Source organism: Candidatus Thioglobus sp. NP1, assembly GCF_003326015.1.
GTDB classification, from domain to species: Bacteria; Pseudomonadota; Gammaproteobacteria; order PS1; family Pseudothioglobaceae; genus Pseudothioglobus; species Pseudothioglobus singularis_A.
On the sequence record NZ_CP023860.1, the window covers coordinates 1,624,314 to 1,641,869 of the forward strand.

At 33.9% G+C, this 17,556-nt stretch carries 19 protein-coding genes; 6 read left to right on the forward strand and 13 right to left on the reverse strand.

Annotated elements, in window-relative coordinates; genetic code table 11:
* Positions 1-26 precede the first annotated feature (26 nt).
* The 3 genes from CRN91_RS08330 to rdgB form a co-directional block, all read right to left on the reverse strand.
* On the reverse strand, positions 27-452 hold the full coding sequence (locus tag CRN91_RS08330; RefSeq protein WP_114115966.1) for a DUF4396 domain-containing protein: 426 nt from the start codon (positions 450-452) through the stop codon (positions 27-29).
* 77 nt (positions 453-529) lie between these two features.
* Positions 530-1,654, reverse strand: coding sequence for a radical SAM family heme chaperone HemW (gene hemW / locus CRN91_RS08335; RefSeq protein WP_114115967.1), 1,125 nt, complete (start codon positions 1,652-1,654; stop codon positions 530-532).
* Positions 1,655-1,658: 4 nt separating this feature from the next.
* Positions 1,659-2,243, reverse strand: coding sequence for an RdgB/HAM1 family non-canonical purine NTP pyrophosphatase (rdgB, locus tag CRN91_RS08340; RefSeq protein WP_114115968.1), 585 nt, complete (start codon positions 2,241-2,243; stop codon positions 1,659-1,661).
* A gap of 37 nt (positions 2,244-2,280) precedes the next feature.
* Between rdgB and rpiA the strand changes: the two genes are divergently transcribed.
* From rpiA to CRN91_RS08360, 4 genes are all read left to right on the forward strand, one after another.
* Positions 2,281-2,952, forward strand: a complete 672-nt coding sequence (rpiA, locus tag CRN91_RS08345; protein WP_114116092.1) for a ribose-5-phosphate isomerase RpiA — start codon at positions 2,281-2,283, stop codon at positions 2,950-2,952.
* Between the two features lie 123 nt (positions 2,953-3,075).
* Positions 3,076-3,507: a YeeE/YedE family protein gene (locus CRN91_RS08350; RefSeq protein ID WP_114115969.1), complete on the forward strand. Its 432-nt coding sequence runs from the start codon at positions 3,076-3,078 to the stop codon at positions 3,505-3,507.
* On the forward strand, positions 3,504-3,914 hold the full coding sequence (locus tag CRN91_RS08355; RefSeq protein ID WP_114115970.1) for a DUF6691 family protein: 411 nt from the start codon (positions 3,504-3,506) through the stop codon (positions 3,912-3,914). The genes CRN91_RS08350 and CRN91_RS08355 overlap by 4 nt, the downstream gene beginning before the upstream one ends.
* A 48-nt stretch (positions 3,915-3,962) precedes the next feature.
* Positions 3,963-4,187, forward strand: a complete 225-nt coding sequence (locus CRN91_RS08360) for a sulfurtransferase TusA family protein (RefSeq protein ID WP_114115971.1) — start codon at positions 3,963-3,965, stop codon at positions 4,185-4,187.
* A gap of 105 nt (positions 4,188-4,292) precedes the next feature.
* Here CRN91_RS08360 and CRN91_RS08365 read toward each other — a convergent pair whose 3' ends face one another.
* The 8 genes from CRN91_RS08365 to CRN91_RS08400 form a co-directional block, all read right to left on the reverse strand.
* Entirely contained in the window at positions 4,293-4,949 is a 657-nt protein-coding gene (locus CRN91_RS08365) for a histidinol-phosphatase (protein WP_114115972.1), read from the reverse strand.
* Positions 4,940-5,542 carry an LOG family protein gene (locus tag CRN91_RS08370; protein ID WP_114115973.1) on the reverse strand — a complete coding sequence of 201 codons (603 nt, stop codon included), beginning with the start codon at positions 5,540-5,542 and terminating at the stop codon, positions 4,940-4,942. The genes CRN91_RS08365 and CRN91_RS08370 overlap by 10 nt, the downstream gene beginning before the upstream one ends.
* Positions 5,539-6,822: a glutamate-1-semialdehyde 2,1-aminomutase gene (gene hemL, locus CRN91_RS08375; protein WP_114115974.1), complete on the reverse strand. Its 1,284-nt coding sequence runs from the start codon at positions 6,820-6,822 to the stop codon at positions 5,539-5,541. The genes CRN91_RS08370 and hemL overlap by 4 nt, the downstream gene beginning before the upstream one ends.
* The gene (locus tag CRN91_RS08380; RefSeq protein WP_114115975.1) at positions 6,822-7,862 is read right to left on the reverse strand and encodes a DNA polymerase III delta subunit-related protein; all 1,041 of its coding nucleotides are present in this window, start codon (positions 7,860-7,862) and stop codon (positions 6,822-6,824) included. Before CRN91_RS08380 ends, hemL begins: the two co-directional genes overlap by 1 nt.
* On the reverse strand, positions 7,859-8,476 hold the full coding sequence (gene tmk / locus CRN91_RS08385) for a dTMP kinase (RefSeq protein ID WP_114115976.1): 618 nt from the start codon (positions 8,474-8,476) through the stop codon (positions 7,859-7,861). The genes CRN91_RS08380 and tmk overlap by 4 nt, the downstream gene beginning before the upstream one ends.
* Before the next feature lie 16 nt (positions 8,477-8,492).
* On the reverse strand, positions 8,493-9,476 hold the full coding sequence (gene mltG / locus CRN91_RS08390; RefSeq protein ID WP_114115977.1) for an endolytic transglycosylase MltG: 984 nt from the start codon (positions 9,474-9,476) through the stop codon (positions 8,493-8,495).
* On the reverse strand, positions 9,467-10,300 hold the full coding sequence (gene pabC / locus CRN91_RS08395) for an aminodeoxychorismate lyase (RefSeq protein WP_114115978.1): 834 nt from the start codon (positions 10,298-10,300) through the stop codon (positions 9,467-9,469). The genes mltG and pabC overlap by 10 nt, the downstream gene beginning before the upstream one ends.
* 97 nt (positions 10,301-10,397) lie before the next feature.
* Positions 10,398-11,831, reverse strand: a complete 1,434-nt coding sequence (locus CRN91_RS08400) for a leucyl aminopeptidase (RefSeq protein WP_114115979.1) — start codon at positions 11,829-11,831, stop codon at positions 10,398-10,400.
* A gap of 80 nt (positions 11,832-11,911) precedes the next feature.
* On the opposite strand from CRN91_RS08400, the gene CRN91_RS08405 reads away from it, so the two are divergent.
* Together CRN91_RS08405 and rsmB are read left to right on the forward strand one after the other, a co-directional pair.
* Entirely contained in the window at positions 11,912-12,631 is a 720-nt protein-coding gene (locus CRN91_RS08405; RefSeq protein ID WP_114115980.1) for a DsbC family protein, read from the forward strand.
* A complete protein-coding gene (gene rsmB / locus CRN91_RS08410) occupies positions 12,621-13,898 on the forward strand; it encodes a 16S rRNA (cytosine(967)-C(5))-methyltransferase RsmB (protein WP_114115981.1) in 1,278 nt (425 codons plus the stop codon). Before CRN91_RS08405 ends, rsmB begins: the two co-directional genes overlap by 11 nt.
* 1 nt (position 13,899) lies before the next feature.
* On the opposite strand, the gene lon is transcribed toward rsmB, so the two are convergent.
* Both lon and hflX read right to left on the reverse strand, forming a co-directional pair.
* On the reverse strand, positions 13,900-16,239 hold the full coding sequence (lon, locus tag CRN91_RS08415; RefSeq protein ID WP_114115982.1) for an endopeptidase La: 2,340 nt from the start codon (positions 16,237-16,239) through the stop codon (positions 13,900-13,902).
* Positions 16,203-17,534, reverse strand: coding sequence for a ribosome rescue GTPase HflX (gene hflX, locus CRN91_RS08420; protein ID WP_114115983.1), 1,332 nt, complete (start codon positions 17,532-17,534; stop codon positions 16,203-16,205). The genes lon and hflX overlap by 37 nt, the downstream gene beginning before the upstream one ends.
* Between the last annotated feature and the right edge of the window lie 22 nt (positions 17,535-17,556).

Below are 17,556 nucleotides of genomic sequence, written 5' to 3' on the forward strand. Positions count from 1 at the left end.
AGATAAGATTTTACCAGTCAACTCGATTAGTGACAGGATTTACCTAATTTTTTTAATCGCCAGTAATTGAAGGGCCAAGGCGTTATAAAACCAAAAAATAACGCAATTGGTAATACCCAAAGCTTAAATATAGCTCCACCAGTTAATAAATAATCAACTAAATTCATTGCTAATTCCATTGAAATCATTGAAATTAAACTCATTCCTAATGCAGTTTTTATAGCACTTGCAAAATCAAATGATTGACGCATCAACATATAGGTTTCCAACAATATACTTGCAATAATTCCATTAATCATTGCAAGTCCAAAAATGTAAATGGTTGGCCAACCACTATCTTGCAATAAAGCGATTGTTCCAAAATCACCAATAGCGCAACCAATTAAGCACCATTTAGTGTTATTTGCACTTTGGCGCCAAGTATGTCTGCATGTCCAAAAATCATCAATCATTTTATTACCTATTTTTATTTTGTTATCATTTGGCCATAGTCTTTAAATATAGTCAAGCAAAGGCTCTGCTAATTTTATTAAAGAAAGATCTCTTGCAAATTATTAAGAAAATTAAAGCCTTTCTTACTTGGTTTTATTTGTCTATCTTTTTTTGTAAGCAATCCTAAATTTATAGCTTCATCTATTTGAGGGCCTATAATCTCTATTGACTTTCCAGTCCGACATTCAAATAAATTAGTATTAATGCCTTGCTTAAGTCTGAGCCCATTAAGCATGAACTCAAAAGTAACATTTTCAATGTTTTTTATAGTAGTTTTTTCAACATTTTTTTGAAATTTTTTTAAATAGTCATTTGGAGATTTTGGTTTCAATGTTCTAAAAATATTTTTTGAATTCATATCAGTTATTTTTCCATGAGCACCCGCCCCAATTCCTAAATAGTCGCCAAACTCCCAGTAATTTATATTATGATGAGATGGTCTACTACTGTATGCAGAGACCTCATACTGATTAAAGCCTTGGCTTTGAAGTAACCCCGCCCCCTTATCTCCCATATCCCATATATGTTCATTATTTGGAAGCCTTGGAGGAAATTTTGCAAATAAGGTATTTGGCTCTAGTGTTAACTGATAGAAAGATATATGACTAGGACTCAGATTAATTGCTTTTAATAGATCTTCTTTAGATTGTTGGATATTTTGATTTTTAAGTCCATACATAAGATCAATATTTATATTATCAAAGCCTACTTTTTTCGCTTCATATATTGCATTAACTGCCTCCTCTCCACTATGGATTCGTCCAAGGAATTTTAATTGATCATTATTAAAAGATTGAACTCCTATTGAGAGACGATTTATTCCAATCTCTCTAAAATTAGCAAATTTTTCAATTTCAAATGTTCCAGGATTTACCTCAAGAGTAATTTCAATATCTTTAGATATTGGAAGCCTCATCTTAAGCCCATTAAATAATTCTTTAGCATCATTAATACTCATAAGGCTGGGTGTGCCGCCTCCAATAAAGATTGAATGAATATATCGATTTTGAAGGTACTGAAGATCATTATCTAAATCTTTTAATAATGCCTTAATATAACCAGATTGAATTTCTCCATCATGAGAATTGAAATCACAATAGGGGCATTTCTTGACACACCAAGGATAGTGAATATATAGAGAAATTGGAGGTAATTCTAACAAGTTATTATGATGATATGAGATGTCTTAAAAGTTCATTAAGTGCCTGACCTCGATGTGATAAGAGATTTTTCTTTTCAGGCTCTAGCTGAGCTGATGAACATTGCAAGTCTGGCAAATAGAAAATAGAATCATAACCAAAACCATTATTTCCTATTGCCTCTCGTAATATCTCACCGTTCCAGTATTTTTCAATAATTATGGGTTTAGTATCTTCTGCATTTTCAACAAAAACCATTGCACAACAAAAACGTGCTGATCGATTTTGATGTTGCTCCATATTTGAGATAAGCTTTGAAATATTATCTTCATCAGTTGCCTCCTCACCAGCATATCTGGCGGAATAGATGCCTGGATCTCCATCAAGTGCCTCTACTTCTAGACCAGAATCATCTGCTAATGCTGGGAGATTAGTCTGAAATGATGCATTTCTTGCTTTTATTAAAGCGTTTTCGATAAAAGAGCTTCCTGTTTCAGGAACCTCCTCCACTTGTAAATCTTTTTGCGAGACAATAATGTAATGACTTTTTAGCATTGCATTTAACTCTCGCACCTTACCTTGGTTGCCAGTTGCAAGGATTATTTTTTTCATCGTGTATAATTATTTTGAATTGAAAGATGGAGATCAAATGACTCAAGATGAATTAAAAAATGAAGTTGCAAAAACCGCACTTAAGTATATTACTCCCGAAACCATTATAGGCGTTGGAACAGGCTCTACAGCAAATTTTTTTATTGATCATTTAGCCACTATTAAAGACTCTATTAAAGGTGCAGTTGCAAGCTCTATTGATACTGCAAATAGACTTAAAAAAAATGGTATACGAGTTGTCAACCTTAATGATGTTGATGAGATTTCAGTTTATATTGATGGCGCAGATGAATCAGATCATAATCTCAATCTCATTAAGGGTGGAGGGGGTGCATTGACCCGAGAGAAGATTGTTGCTGCAGTCTCTAATCAATTCGTATGCATTGCTGACGAATCTAAACTTGTAGAATCCCTAGGAAAATTTCCTTTACCAATTGAGGTTATTCCAATGTCAGCTAATTATGTAAAACGTCAAATTATTGAATCAATTGGAGGAAGTCCAATTCTAAGGGAAGATTTCATCACAGATAATGGAAACCTTATTCTTGACATACACAAACTTGAAATTATTGATCCACAAAATCTTGAAAATTATCTTAACAATATTGTTGGAGTAGTCACTAATGGATTATTTGCAAATCGAGGCGCTGATATTCTTCTGATAGGCTCTCCAAATGGTGTTAATATTTTGTCTCGTAACAAAAATTGAGAAGACCTTATTATTCTAAGTTTTCTGATTATCTCAACATACGTTTATTTCTTTAAAACTAATAATTCTGTTATTATTAGGTTCTATTTGAAACATAATTAATAATCTTGGGTACGTATCATAATGCATAACTTCACACCTATTAGCGCCCTTATTGGTGGAATAATTATTGGCTTATCAGTTGTATTTTATTTCTATACTACTGGGAGGCTAGCTGGAATAAGTGGTATTTTTGAGAATGCAATTACTAAATCTAGCAACAGAATATCAAACGTATATTTCTTATTGGGCTTAGTAATTGGTCCTCTAATTTACTACAATATCATATTACCTAGTGAAGATATTGCTTTCACCATAACTCATTCTTATGGCTTAATTATTTCTGGTGGTCTTCTTGTTGGTCTTGGAACAAGACTTAGCAAAGGGTGTACATCTGGTCATGGAATATGTGGAATTGGACGATTATCTTTAAATTCGATGTTAGCAACTGTAATTTTTGTAGCTGCTGGCATGCTTACTGTAACAATACTTCAACAATATGGAATTCATTTATGAATGATAAATTTATCTCACTTGTAAGTGGAATTATCTTTGGAATAGGTCTTGTAATTTCTGGGATGACAAATCCAGAAAAAGTTATAGGTTTTTTAAGCATTACTCATAACTGGGATGCCTCCTTAGTATTCGTAATGGGAGGGGCAATACTAGCTTTTACACCATTCTTTTTCTTACTTAAGAATAAAGAAGTTTCGGGGCTTGGAAATAGAGTTGAACTACCTACTAAACAACAAATGGATAAAAAACTAGTCATAGGTGCAAGCCTATTTGGAGTAGGCTGGGGTCTTGTTGGTCTGTGCCCTGGACCCGCAATTTCTGCATTAGCAGTTTTTGATCCTATAGTAATTATTTTCTTGATTTCAATGGCTATAGGCGTTTTAATTAACACAAATATACTGAAATAAAAGTTACAGTTAATTAAAATAACAATAGATATCTTTTGAGAAGAGTTGATGCCAAATAAAACTTTAGACATGAGTGGTTATGACTGTCCAATGCCTATTTTAAAAACAAAGCAAGCGCTTTCAACAATGAATTCAAAAGAAATAATTGAAGTTATTTGTACAGATCAGGGCTCAAAAAAAGATTTTGCTGCTTTCTGTAATCAATTAGGACATAAGTTAATTTCTCAGAGAGATGAAGGTAATAAGATAATCTTTAATATTGAAAAAAACTAATATCTATAGTCTTTCAAAGGTTTTTTATCAATGACATAGACTTATTTATTTATAGACTTATCTTAATTTTGCGAAAAAATCTAACAAAGCTTAATTTATATAAATTTATCGCCAATCAACTAACTGCCATCCATGCTTTTTTGCCTTTGTAATCAATATTTCATCAGCATTTACAGCAACAGCATTATCAACTAACTCAAGCAGTGGGATATCATTATGAGAATCAGAGTAAAAAAAAGAACCCTCTAAAGTTTCATCATTTTGTCTCATCCAAGGCATCAGATTATCAATCTTTCCTGACTGAAAACATGGGATCCCTAAAATCTTTCCAGAGTACCTCCCTGATATCATCTCTGGCTGAGTTGCTAATAAATGATCTATTCCATAGCGCTTGACAATAGGTTCAGTAACAAAAGTGTTTGAAGCTGTAATTACAAGCACAGTATCACCATTTGCTTTATGATTATTTATACAGTTTTGAGCCTTATCTAAAATAATTGGCTCAATTTTTAATTGCATAAATTTGTGATGAAGATGCTCTAATTCTTTAATGGAATATTTTGCCAGTATCTCAAAACTAAACTCAGCCCAGGCATATATATCCAGTGATCCTAATTCATATTGTCTGTAGAAATAATCATTCTTTTTTTCAAATGCTTGTCGATCAAAAATAATTCCTTCATCGCATAAAAACTCACCCCATAAGTGATCACTATCACCACCAATCAGGGTATTGTCTAAATCAAAAATTGCTAAAGACATATTTCTTTTTCCACAACATTTACAATTTCTTCTATAGAGTCAACTATTGTTAATAGTTCAAAATGTTTCTGATTAATGTAAGATTTTTCAACAGCTTGCTTAATCCATAATAATAGAGGCTCCCAAAAACCAGAGTCATACAATATTATTGGAACCTGATCCATTTTATTTGTTTGCATCAGAGTTAAAACCTCCATCAGCTCGTCAGCAGTTCCATAACCACCTGGAAAGTAAATACATGCACTAGAGTACTTAACAAGCATAACCTTTCTTGAAAAAAAGTAGCCAAAAGTAAACTTTTCATCAAGATATGGATTACTATCTTGCTCTTGAGGTAGCTTGATATTGAGTCCTATACTTTTTGACTTACCCTCATAAGCTCCCTTATTTGCAGCACTCATAATGCCTGGACCACCACCAGTAAAGATGTTATAACCGCCGTCTGATAATGCCTTTCCGAGCTCATAAGCATCTTGATATAAGGGATCTGATGACTTAATCCTTGCTGAACCAAATACTGTAATATTATTTTTATAGGGTGATAGGCGCTCCTTTGCAGCTAATAATTCAGCCCCAACAGTTACTAGGCTCATATCACCGCAAACGCAGCTGAAGCAGCGCTAATAGTTTTATCTAAATCTTCATCAGTATGGGCATTAGAAAGGAATCCAGCTTCATATGCAGAAGGTGCCAAGTACACTCCTTGCTTTATCATTTCCTGGAAAAATTTCTTAAATAATTCAATATTACAACTAGAAGCTTGAGAGAAATTTGTAACCTTTTCTTCATTGCTAAAAAACATACCAAACATTCCACCAACGCAGTTACTTGTCATCTGAATATCTCTAGCTTTTGCTTCAGAAATTATCCCTTGAACCAGGTATTCTGCTCTTCTTCCTAAGTTTTTATAAAATGACTTATCTTCTTCTAAGGCAGTTAACATTGCCAAGCCAGAAGCCATAGAAAGAGGATTTCCTGACAGTGTCCCAGCTTGATAAATAGGCCCGATGGGAGCAATTTGATTCATAATATCTCGCCTACCTCCAAAAGCTGCAACTGGAAGGCCTCCACCAATCACCTTACCTAAAGCAGTAAGATCAGGTGTAACATTATAAACTTCCTGAGCTCCTCCTAAGGCAACCCGAAAACCTGTCATTACCTCATCAAAAATTAGAACAGTTTCATACTTATCGCATATCTTTCTTAGACCTTCAAGAAATCCCTCTTTAGGGGGTATACAATTCATATTTCCAGCAATTGGCTCAACAATAATACATCCAATTTCTTCTCCCATCTCTAGGAATAGATCTTCAACAACTTCTAAATTATTATATTCAAGTGTCAAAGTATGCTTTGCTAAATCACTAGGCACACCAGGAGAAGTTGGAACACCTAAAGTTAGTGCTCCTGAACCAGCTTTAACTAATAATGAATCAGAATGTCCATGATAACAACCCTCAAACTTTAAAATTTTATCACGCCCAGTAAAACCCCTAGCTAGACGAATAGCACTCATTGTTGCCTCTGTGCCCGAACTTACCATTCTCACAAGCTCTATTGAAGGAACAATCTGACAAACTTTTTTTGCAAGTGAGGTTTCAATTTCCGTAGGTGCTCCAAAACCAAGACCTTTGTCTAATACAGCTTTTACAGCATCAATAATGATAGGATTTGCATGACCCAAAATCATTGGTCCCCATGAGCCCACATAATCAATATATTTGTTACCATCCACATCATAAAGATAGGCGCCTTCTCCATAATCAAAAAAAATAGGATCACCTCCTACTCCATTAAACGCTCTAACTGGTGAGTTAACCCCTCCAGGTATAAAATCTTTAGCTTCATTGAATAAAGTTGTCGAACGATTCATTAAATCTCCTGAATATTAGTAATAGTTGGGTATTTTTTTAAGTGAGTAATATGTGACCAAACAATAAGTATATTATCCAATAATAATTTCATATTTACAGTAGTTTGTGACAATGAAATTGCACGGCTAGTGTCATCTAATAATTTAAATAGGTAATCACTTGGCGCTTTCTCTATTACCCTATTAAGCTCTATATTTCCACCATCATGTTTTACAACTTTTAGCTTTATACCCTCTGTAATTAAATTTTGCAAACAACTTAATACTTGAACCTCATTTCCATCAAATATTTCAGTTTCAATGGCTTTTATAGGATGATTGGCAATTTCGAGTAAGAGGTTCTGCCAACCTTGATACTGAAAAAAGTAATCACCCTTTAACTCTTCAATTACCTTTTGAGGAACACCATGAGCACCTTCTAAAAGCTGCATTGCATCATAATCAGCGCTCACATTCTCATCAATATGATTTGAAAGCCAAACCGCACTTTCTTTTTCGTAAGTTGGATTAATATGAATAGACTGACATCGAGATAGAATAGTTGCTGGAAGAGAATTGATATTATGAGCAAGCAAAACAATAAGAGTATTTTTTCTTGGCTCTTCTAGAGTTTTTAAGAGGCTATTGGCCGCATTGGCATTCATTTGATCAGCATAAAAAATTACTCCAATTTGAAGTGCGTCGGCAGTCTTTCCTAAAATTTCACAAAATGTTCGCACTTGATCAATTCGGATTTCTTTAGACATTGAGCCAGAATCATTAATCTCAGTTCGACAATAAATTAGATTAGGATAATGAGATCTTCGAATTAATGCACTATAGCCAAGGTCTTCTTTCGGATTATCCTTCTTTAAAGATAAGCAAAGTTCACATTCTCCACAAGATTGGTTCTCACAAAGAAGTATTTTTACAAGCTCTTGCATCAAAGCAAACTTACCAATCTTTTCAACGCCAGTAATAAGTAAGGCATGAGGAACATGATTTAAATCAATCATTTTTTTAAGCTTTGAGAAAGCACTCTTATGCCAAGGCAATATCATAGCAACTCTATTATTGATTGAATTTGAGTTTGGATTTCATCAACAGATCTTTCAGCATTGATTAATTTAATTCTATCTGGATAAATTTTTGACCTTTCAATAAAGACTGATCTAACCCTTTCAAAAAAAGCCCTTTCTTCCTGCTCTATTCGATCTTTTGCATTCCTAGCCTCAACTCTAGTCATACCAATCTCAACACTAATATCAAGCAAAAACGTTAGATCTGGTTTAAAAGAACCCAGAACCCAATTTTCTAGCTTAGCAATCCGATCTAAACTTAGCATTCTGCCACCACCTTGATAAGCAAATGAAGCATCTGTAAAACGGTCACTCACAACCCATTTACCATCATTCAAAGCAGGAATAATTTTATTTTGAATTAACTCATTACGAGAACTAAACATTAATAGAAGCTCAGTATCACTATGCATTTCTTTATTATCTACATCAAGCAATACAGAACGAATTTTTTCTCCTATATCAGTACCTCCAGGCTCTCTAGTTCTAACAACTTCAATACCTTTTCGATGCAAATAGCTACAAATAAGCTCAATTTGGGTACTTTTACCAGCACCTTCAACACCATCAATTGTAATAAATTTTCCTTTATTCATAGTTTGTAATTTTAGACTAGTTCTGATTTAAGTACTTCTTGATATTTTCTTTATGTTCTTTATAGTTAGGTGCAAACGCATGACTACCATCCTTCTTCGAGACAAAATATAGTGCTTTACCGTTATCAGGATGAAGAGCAGCAAATAAAGATTTGTAGCCAACAGATGAAATCGCACCTGGTGGAAGACCTTTATTTCGATATGTATTGTACAAACTATCAATTTTTAAATCACTTTTCTTAAGAGGAGGCATGTAACTATCACCCAAAGCATAAATAACTGTCGGATCAGTTTGCAATCTCATTCCAGAATTTAATCTTCGAATAAATACACCAGAAATTAGTGTTTTTTCATTATCCAGTGCGGTTTCATTTTCTATTAATGATGCTAAAATAATTGCCTCATATGGTGACTTAAGGGGAATACTTTTATCCCTTTTTATCCATAATTCATTTAGGTTTTTTTGCATTTCTATGTGTGCTCTTTTTAATACATTTTCAACACTATCGCCATAATTAAATTGGTATGTTTCAGGGAAAAACCATCCATCATAGGGCTTTTTAATTCCAATTGACAGCATAATCTCATCAAGAGAGCCACTCGATTCCAAAGTTGGGTCAGAGTCAAGTTGATCGAAATAATACTCAATAGTTTTTCCTTCGATTAAAGTTATTTTGGTCGATAAAACAGTGCCATTTGAAATATTTTTTAAAAAAGTTAAGATACTCATCTTTGGAGTAACTAGATAATAGCCAGACTTTAATTTTTGATTAGCTCCAATTAATTTACTAAGTGAAATGAAATATAGCTGAGATTTAATTAGATTTTTCTGTCTTAGCTCATCAGCAACATTCCCCATAGAAGAGCCATTTTTAACTTGAAAGATTAATTCATTTTTCGTTGTCATATCTTTTGAAGTTAAAACCCAAGAAGAAACTATTAAGAAAATTGCTATAACCAATAATCTTGAATATTTTTTACTCTTATCTCCTACAAGCATGTCCAGGAATTACTCTCATTTATCTTAGCTTCATATGAAGATTTAATTATTGCAGTTAAGGGGTTATTGCCAAAACTACATTCCTCAATAGAGCTCACAGATTGAATACCAATTACACTATTTGAGATAAATACTTCGTCAGCTTGTCTTAATTTATCACTAGAAACCAAGCATTCTTCTGTATCGATTCCTAAAGATCTTGCTAAATCCATAATAAGAGACCTTCGACTCCCCTCTACTCCACATCGGTCCAATTTAGGAGTAAGTAACTTGCCATCACAAATTAAGTATATGTTGCCTTGAGAGACAGAGATAACATTTCCATTTTCATCTTGCATAATAGCCTCATCACTTAATAAATTAGATCGAGCTAAAATTTGTTCAAGTCTATTACAATGTTTTATTCCTGCTAAGTTTGGATTTGAGTAGAAACCACTATCAGAAAACTCTAGACTAAATAAATCATGATCTACTGATTTCTTCTTTTCTGAAATAATCACAATACGAACTGGTGTTATATCTTTCTTATAACCATAACCTCGTAAAGAATCTCCACGTGAAAGAATAATTTTAACAATACAGTCATCTACTGAAGATAAAGCAAACGCTTTTTTAAGATCACTTTTCCAAGCTAATTCTTGGACTTTCTTAATATCTAATCTTTCACAGCCAAGGTTAAGACGATCTAAATGTCTTTGCCAAAAAAGAATTTTATTTTTTTTAGAGATACAAGTTTCAAATAACCCATCACCATATTGCACGTTTCGGTTAAAGATACTAATCTTTGATTGCTCTTCACCATCAATTAAAATAACTGGATTCATTTCATAGGTTTTTTCTTAATTTCTAAAAAAAGGTCAGTGTGAATCATTAATAATAACTTACTAAAAATCTTACTAAGAGTTTAAAAAAATAACTGAGCTAGCTCTTAATTTGATCCAAAACATATTGAGTTAGAAGTGGCACAGGCCTACCTGTAGCACCTTTTTTAGCACCTCCAAGCCATGCAGTTCCAGCAATATCGATATGAGCCCAAGAATAATTCTTAGTATAACGTGCTAAAAAACATGCCGCAGTTACAGTACCTGCCTCTCTTCCACCAATATTTGCCATATCTGCAAAATTTGACTTCAGTAACTCATCATACTCATCATCAAGAGGAAGCTGCCAAACTGTATCCATTGCTGACATACCTGAATTTTTGAGACTATCAGCTAGATTTTGGTCATTTGACATGACACCAGAGTGATGCTTACCTAGTGCAACAATAACTGCACCAGTAAGTGTTGCAACATCAATAACAACCTTAGGATTAAATTTTTCACAGTAAGTAAGGGCATCACAAAGAATCAATCGACCTTCAGCATCTGTATTTAGAATTTCTATAGTTTGACCCGACATGCTTTTCACTACATCACCTGGTCTGGAAGCATTATGAGCTGGCATATTTTCAACTGTTGGAACTACCACAGTTAAATTAACTTTAAGGCCCATTTCTGCTACAGCACTCATAGTTCCTAGTACCGAAGCAGCGCCACACATATCATACTTCATCTCATCCATTCCAGAGCCTGGCTTTAAAGAAATACCTCCACTATCAAAAGTTACCCCTTTTCCAACTAATACAATTGGATCTTCTTTTCCACCATTAGAGTAATTCAAACTAATAAGTTTTGCAGGTTGTGCTGATCCTAGAGAAACCGAAAGTAATGAATTCATCCCCAAGGTTTTCATATCTGATTCCTCTAAAATCTCACACTTCAGGTTATATTTTGATGCTAATAATTGAGCTCTTTCAGCTATGTAAGTTGGCGTACATATGTTAGGTGGTAAATCACCTAACTCTCTTGCCAGCGCCATACCGTTAGCCGTAGCAACTCCTTTTTTAATATCATTTATGCCATTATCTTTAGAAAAAATATTTACAGCTTCTAGGAAAGTTGTATTTTTTTCTTTTTTTATACCAACCTTATCGATTTTATAGCTTGCATTTTTTAATTCACGAGCTATTGTCGATTGAATCCATGAATCATCATAGCCATCAACATTAATATCAGGAATTACAACATTTTTGACCTTAGCACTCTCCATTACTGAACTCAGTAATTTAAGCGCTTTTAAAAATCCTTTATTTGAGAGTGGAGCTTCCCCCAAACCCATTACTAAGACTCGCTTTGTCTTATAGCCATCAACCTGGCTAAGCATTAGAGTGTCACCCTCACTAGCTTCAAACCGATTAAGCTCAATCAAGCTTTGAAGAATTCTATTTTCATTAATTGTATCTTTAAAAGCAAAAGCAACTGCACAGTCTCCACTGTAATGATCTGCTGTCTGATGAGTAACAAAAAAATCCATGACATTTCTCACAAAATTATAATCTCGGTATTCTACCAAATAACTGTAAAATTTACTTCTTTAATGATCAATTTTTCACTATGAATAGATTACTTTTATTAATATTATTAATTTTTGCTAATTCCACTTTTGCTAATGTTGATATTGTTATTGATAAATTAAAGCCATTCTTCCCTAACTTAAGTTCTGAAAGTATCAGCTTATCAGAGTTAAATGGCTTCTACCAGATTGTAATTACTGACCCTCAAATTGATATTTTGTACGTTTCATTCGATGGTAGGTATGTAATTCAGGGAGCAGTAACTGATTTAGAGTTAATGGCTAATATTTCAACAACACCTATTAATTCGGAGCGTAAAAAAATATTAGATAGTATTAGTGAGGACGAGAAAATTATATTTAAAGCTGAAAATGAAAAATATATTGTCCATGTTTTTACCGATGTTGATTGCCCCTATTGCGCAAAACTTCATGCAAATATGCAGGGAATGAATTCTTTGGGTATTACAGTTAAATACTTAGCCTCCCCACTAGAAGAACTTCATCCTAATGCTCAAAGTGCTATGGAAAAAATATGGTGTGCAGAAGATAAAGCTATTGCAATTCATAATTATAAAACTGAGCGATATTTGCCAGATAGTCCAAATTGTATTAATCCAGTTGAAAAGCAACTTGCAATCTCAAAACAATTAGGCGTCAATGGAACCCCCTCCATATTTTTTGAAAATGGCTTAAATGTTCCAGGCTATCTTGAGCCTAATGAACTTTTAAATAGCTATTTAAAAACCATTGCTCAATAAACAAAGTGCTAGGGTTCTTGCACATAAAGCTATTTGTTTAATAGCTTTAGAGAAGAAATCCTTATCAGAATCTCTTTTTTCAAATGCAGAAGCTGACTTAGCATTTGCAAAATCTTTAGTGTTTGGATCAATTCGTTTTTATCATCACCTTAATGATATTATTACACCTCGAATTAAAAAACCACTAGATAAGGAAAACCTTGATCTGCATTGTTTATTAGTTTTAGGAGCTTATCAGATCATCTATACAGATATTTCTAGACATGCAGCTATAAATGAAACTGTTGAGGTTGCAAAGATAATTGGTAAGCCATGGGCCAAAGGATTTATTAATGCAATACTTAGAGGTATAGATCGTGATCAAAAAGTAATACTTGAGTCAACTCATTATTCTCACCCAAGTTGGTTTTTAAAAAAATTAAAAAAAGATTATCCAGATAATTACCAAAATATTTTAATAGAAAATAATAAAAAAGCTCCTATGTCGATAAGGATTCATCCATCAATTGACAGAAAAAAATTTCAAAAGAAACTTGAAGAAAAAAATATTTTAAGTACGATTTCTGATATTGCACCTCAAGCACTCATCCTTTCTGAAGCAGTCAATGTCTATAAATTGCCAGACTTTGAGAAGGGCTCATGTTATGTTCAAGATATCTCCGCACAATTATCAGCCCAACTAATCTCTCCACAAAAGGGAGATTATATCCTTGATGCTTGTTGCGCTCCTGGGGGGAAGACAACTCACATTGCCGAGCTTTGTTCAGAGGCAAATGTTATCGCATTAGATAATGATGAAGATCGAATAACAAAGGTTCATGAAAATATTAATCGACTTAATGTAGAAAACGTAAAAGTTATTCTAGGAGATGCCTCTAAAACTGACTGGTGGGACAAAAAACTTTTTGATAAGATTCTAATTGATGCTCCCTGCTCAAGCACTGGGGTTATTCGAAGACATCCAGATATAAAGTTACTAAGAAAAGGCAAGGATATTAATCAGATTACTAAAATTCAAGCCAGAATTCTAGATAATCTTTGGGCTCTATTGAAGCCTGGTGGGATTATGGTATATGCAACTTGTTCAATCTTAAAAGATGAAAATGAAAACCAAATTATTAACTTCCTTAAAAGATTTAATAATGCGAAAAATCAAGAGATTCAAATTTCATGGGGTGAGGGCACTATTGGAAAGCAGCAACTACCAAAGCATAATTATGATGGCTTCTATTATGCAAAAATTTCAAAAAAACTAAATAGAAAATAATTTACTCTTTCTCAAGAGCAATATCTAAAACCTGATCAATCCACTTAACCTTTATAATTTCGAGTTTACTTTTAATTTTTTCAGGTACTTCTGAAAGCTCTCTTTCATTATCTTCAGGAATAATAACTGTTTTTATCCCTCCTCGCATAGCAGCTAGTAGTTTTTCTTTGAGACCTCCAATAGGCGTGATTTCACCTCTAAGAGTTATCTCGCCAGTCATCGCAACAGCAGCTTTAACTTTACGGCCTGTTAAAACTGAAACTAGAGCGGTACACATTGCTGCTCCTGCGCTAGGGCCATCCTTTGGAGTTGAGCCATCAGGAACATGGATATGAATATCAAGCTTTTCATGGAAATCATTTGATAATCCCAAAGATTCTGCACGAAGCCGAGTTACTGACATTGCGGCTTGGATAGACTCTTTCATAACATCACCAAGTTGGCCCGTATAATTAAGCTTACCTTTACCCTTATATGAAGAGGCTTCAATTGTAAGAAGATCACCACCAACTGAAGTCCATGCCAATCCAGTAACTTCACCAATTTGATTATGTTCTTCAGCAAGACCAAAGCGAAATTTCTTCATTCCCAAAAATTTTGGTAGGCTCTTTGAATTAATAATTGCCCTTGCTTTACGCTTCTTAAGTGTTACATCTTTTACAACTTTTCTACATATACTTCCTATTTCACGATCAAGGCTTCGAACGCCTGCCTCACGTGTGTAGTAGCGAATAATATCCATTATTGCAGAGTCCTTGAAAACAATCTCAGAATCCTTAACACCATTATTTTTCATTTGTTTTGAAATTAAGTGCCGTTTTGCAATTTCAAGCTTCTCATCCTCGGTGTATCCAGAGATTTGAATGATTTCCATTCTATCAATTAATGCCTCAGGAAGGTTTAATGAGTTTGCAGTTGCAACAAACATAACTTGTGAAAGATCATAATCAACTTCTAAATAGTGATCATTAAATGTATGATTTTGCTCTGGATCCAGAACTTCCAACATAGCAGAACCTGGGTCTCCCCTAAAGTCTGAAGCCATCTTATCAATCTCATCAAGAAGAAATAATGGATTTTTAACATTTACTTTTTGCATTTTTTGAACGATTGATCCTGGCATAGCCCCTATATATGTTCTCCTATGTCCCCTAATTTCTGCCTCATCTCTTACACCACCAAGAGCCATACGAACATATTTACGATTGACTGATTTTGCAATTGATTCACCAAGAGAGGTTTTACCTACTCCAGGTGGTCCAACTAAACATAGAATATTTGCCTTATTATGAGTAACTCGACTTTGCACTGCCAAGTGCTCCATAATTCTTTCCTTAACCTTATCCAACCCATAGTGATCTTCATCAAGTATTTTTTTTGCTTTGAGTAAATCTTGATTTGTTTTTGTTTTTTTACTCCAAGGTACAGAACATAAATTTTCAATATAAGTTCTTATAATAGATGCATCTGATGATTGGGAGGACATTCTCTGTAGTTTATTCAACTCACTTTGTGCTTTTTTCTTAGCCTCTTTAGGCATTTTTGCCTTATTGATACTTGACTGTAAATCTTCAATCTCATTCTCATCATCAAGAGTACCTAACTCTTTTTGAATAGACTTCATTTGCTCATTCAAATAGTAGTCGCGCTGATTTGATTCCATTTGCTTACGAACACGATTCTGTATTTTTTGTTCTGCACCTAGCACGTCAAGCTCACCTTCAAGTATTGAAAGTATTTTTTCTAATCTATCCCTTGCTTGTTCGCTCTCAAGTAATAACTGCTTCTCTTCTACCTTAAGACTAAGATTTGCAATAATGACATCACTAAAACGTTCAACATCTGTTATTTCTTTAAGGACTTTGTAAACTTCTTCAGGAATTTTTTTACTTAGCTTTATATATTTCTCAAAATTTTCCAAGGCTAAGCGCATCATGGCTTTGATTTCGGTGTCATCATCAAAATTTAGAGTGCACTCACTTAAAATTACTTCGGTATGCTCACCTAGGTCAACAAATTCTTCAATCTTTGATCTTTTAACACCTTCAACTAAAACCTTAATAGTTCCATCTGGAAGTTTAAGTAATTGAAGAATGGTTGCTAGAGTACCAACTTTGTGAAGCTCATCATTATTTGGTTCTTCAATAGCCTCATCTTTCTGAGTAACTAAAAAAACATTTTTATCTGCTTCCATAGCCTGAGTGATAGCATTTACAGAAGATTTCCTTCCAATGAAAAGGGGCATTACAGTATGCGGAAATACTACTACATCTCGAAGAGGTAGAAGGGGTACCGATTGTTTTTCTATACCATTTGACTCTGTTGTGATTTCTGTTCCCATAATAATGAAACACCTTGCTTATCTAGTAATCTTTCTAGATAGTGACTAGTTACATTAATTTCAAGTAGCCATTGGCCAAATTCATTCATTATTTCTTTTTGAATAAAACCAACTTTATGGATTTCACTTCTTATATATGCTGACTGCACATCAAGCTTTATTCTAGCAAAAGTCATCATCCCGCTTAAACTTTGAGATAAAGCTTTATAAAGTAAATCAATCCCCTCTCCCGTATTAGCAGAAAGCCATACCCTATAAATATTTCCCTGATCATCTATGTCTAATCTTGGAGAAAAACCACTAATCTCATCTATCTTATTCATCACAATAATACTTGGAATATCTTGCGCCTCAATTTGCTCAATAATTTCTTGTACTTGATCGATCTTGTCTCTATTGTTCATATCGGATGCATCAACAACATGAAGAAGGACATTAGCTTGCCGTGTTTCCTCTAAAGTAGATTTAAAAGCCTCTACAAGTTCATGAGGTAAATCCTGGATAAACCCAACAGTATCAGCAATGACAGCTTCTCCAGCTGCTGGAAGAATAACTCTTCGAATAGTTGAATCAAGAGTTGCAAATAATTTATCATCTGCATATACTTCTGATTTAGTCAGGCGATTAAAAAGGGTTGATTTTCCAGCATTGGTATAACCAGCAAGTGATATCATTGGCAGTTCATTTTTAATTCGTGCTTTACGACCTAAATCGTGCTGCTTATGAACCTTATGCAGACGCTTGTTAATATTTTTTATACGAATTGAAATTAAGCGCTTATCAGTTTCAAGCTGAGTTTCACCAGGGCCACGAAGCCCAATTCCACCCTTTTGTCTTTCTAGGTGTGTCCAACCTCTTACTAATCTTGTAGAAAGATGCCTTAATTGAGCCAATTCAACTTGCAATTTACCCTCAAATGAACTAGCTCTTAATGCAAAGATATCTAATATTAAGCCTGTTCGGTCAAGCACCTGACATTTTAAGACTTTTTCTAAGTTACGCTCTTGTGAAGGTGATAATGCAAGAGAAAATACAACTAAATCAATTTTCTTATCATCTACAATTAATGCTAATTCATCAACTTTTCCTGTGCCAATAAAAAATTGGGCTTTAGTGAAGCTTAATTTAACTTGGACTGTATCTATGATATCTAATCCAGAGGATTCTGCTAATTGCTTAAACTCATCTAAACTATTAGGTATTTGTTTACCTGTAGTAAGTTCAATGTAAACCAATATGGTTCTTTCACCCTTACCAACGGCATCTTTTTGACGATCAAACAAGTCTGAAGACATTAATTAGACTTTAGCATATTAA

Coding starts and splice junctions, on each gene's coding strand:
- CRN91_RS08330 (WP_114115966.1), bottom strand. CDS start 452: ATGATTGATGATTTTTGGACATGCAGACATACTTGGCGCCAAAGTGCA.
- rdgB (WP_114115968.1), bottom strand. CDS start 2,243: ATGAAAAAAATAATCCTTGCAACTGGCAACCAAGGTAAGGTGCGAGAG.
- rpiA (WP_114116092.1), top strand. CDS start 2,281: ATGACTCAAGATGAATTAAAAAATGAAGTTGCAAAAACCGCACTTAAG.
- CRN91_RS08350 (WP_114115969.1), top strand. CDS start 3,076: ATGCATAACTTCACACCTATTAGCGCCCTTATTGGTGGAATAATTATT.
- CRN91_RS08355 (WP_114115970.1), top strand. CDS start 3,504: ATGAATGATAAATTTATCTCACTTGTAAGTGGAATTATCTTTGGAATA.
- CRN91_RS08360 (WP_114115971.1), top strand. CDS start 3,963: ATGCCAAATAAAACTTTAGACATGAGTGGTTATGACTGTCCAATGCCT.
- CRN91_RS08365 (WP_114115972.1), bottom strand. CDS start 4,949: ATGTCTTTAGCAATTTTTGATTTAGACAATACCCTGATTGGTGGTGAT.
- CRN91_RS08370 (WP_114115973.1), bottom strand. CDS start 5,542: ATGAGCCTAGTAACTGTTGGGGCTGAATTATTAGCTGCAAAGGAGCGC.
- hemL (WP_114115974.1), bottom strand. CDS start 6,822: ATGAATCGTTCGACAACTTTATTCAATGAAGCTAAAGATTTTATACCT.
- CRN91_RS08380 (WP_114115975.1), bottom strand. CDS start 7,862: ATGATATTGCCTTGGCATAAGAGTGCTTTCTCAAAGCTTAAAAAAATG.
- tmk (WP_114115976.1), bottom strand. CDS start 8,476: ATGAATAAAGGAAAATTTATTACAATTGATGGTGTTGAAGGTGCTGGT.
- mltG (WP_114115977.1), bottom strand. CDS start 9,476: ATGCTTGTAGGAGATAAGAGTAAAAAATATTCAAGATTATTGGTTATA.
- pabC (WP_114115978.1), bottom strand. CDS start 10,300: ATGAATCCAGTTATTTTAATTGATGGTGAAGAGCAATCAAAGATTAGT.
- CRN91_RS08400 (WP_114115979.1), bottom strand. CDS start 11,831: ATGGATTTTTTTGTTACTCATCAGACAGCAGATCATTACAGTGGAGAC.
- CRN91_RS08405 (WP_114115980.1), top strand. CDS start 11,912: ATGAATAGATTACTTTTATTAATATTATTAATTTTTGCTAATTCCACT.
- lon (WP_114115982.1), bottom strand. CDS start 16,239: ATGGGAACAGAAATCACAACAGAGTCAAATGGTATAGAAAAACAATCG.
- hflX (WP_114115983.1), bottom strand. CDS start 17,534: ATGTCTTCAGACTTGTTTGATCGTCAAAAAGATGCCGTTGGTAAGGGT.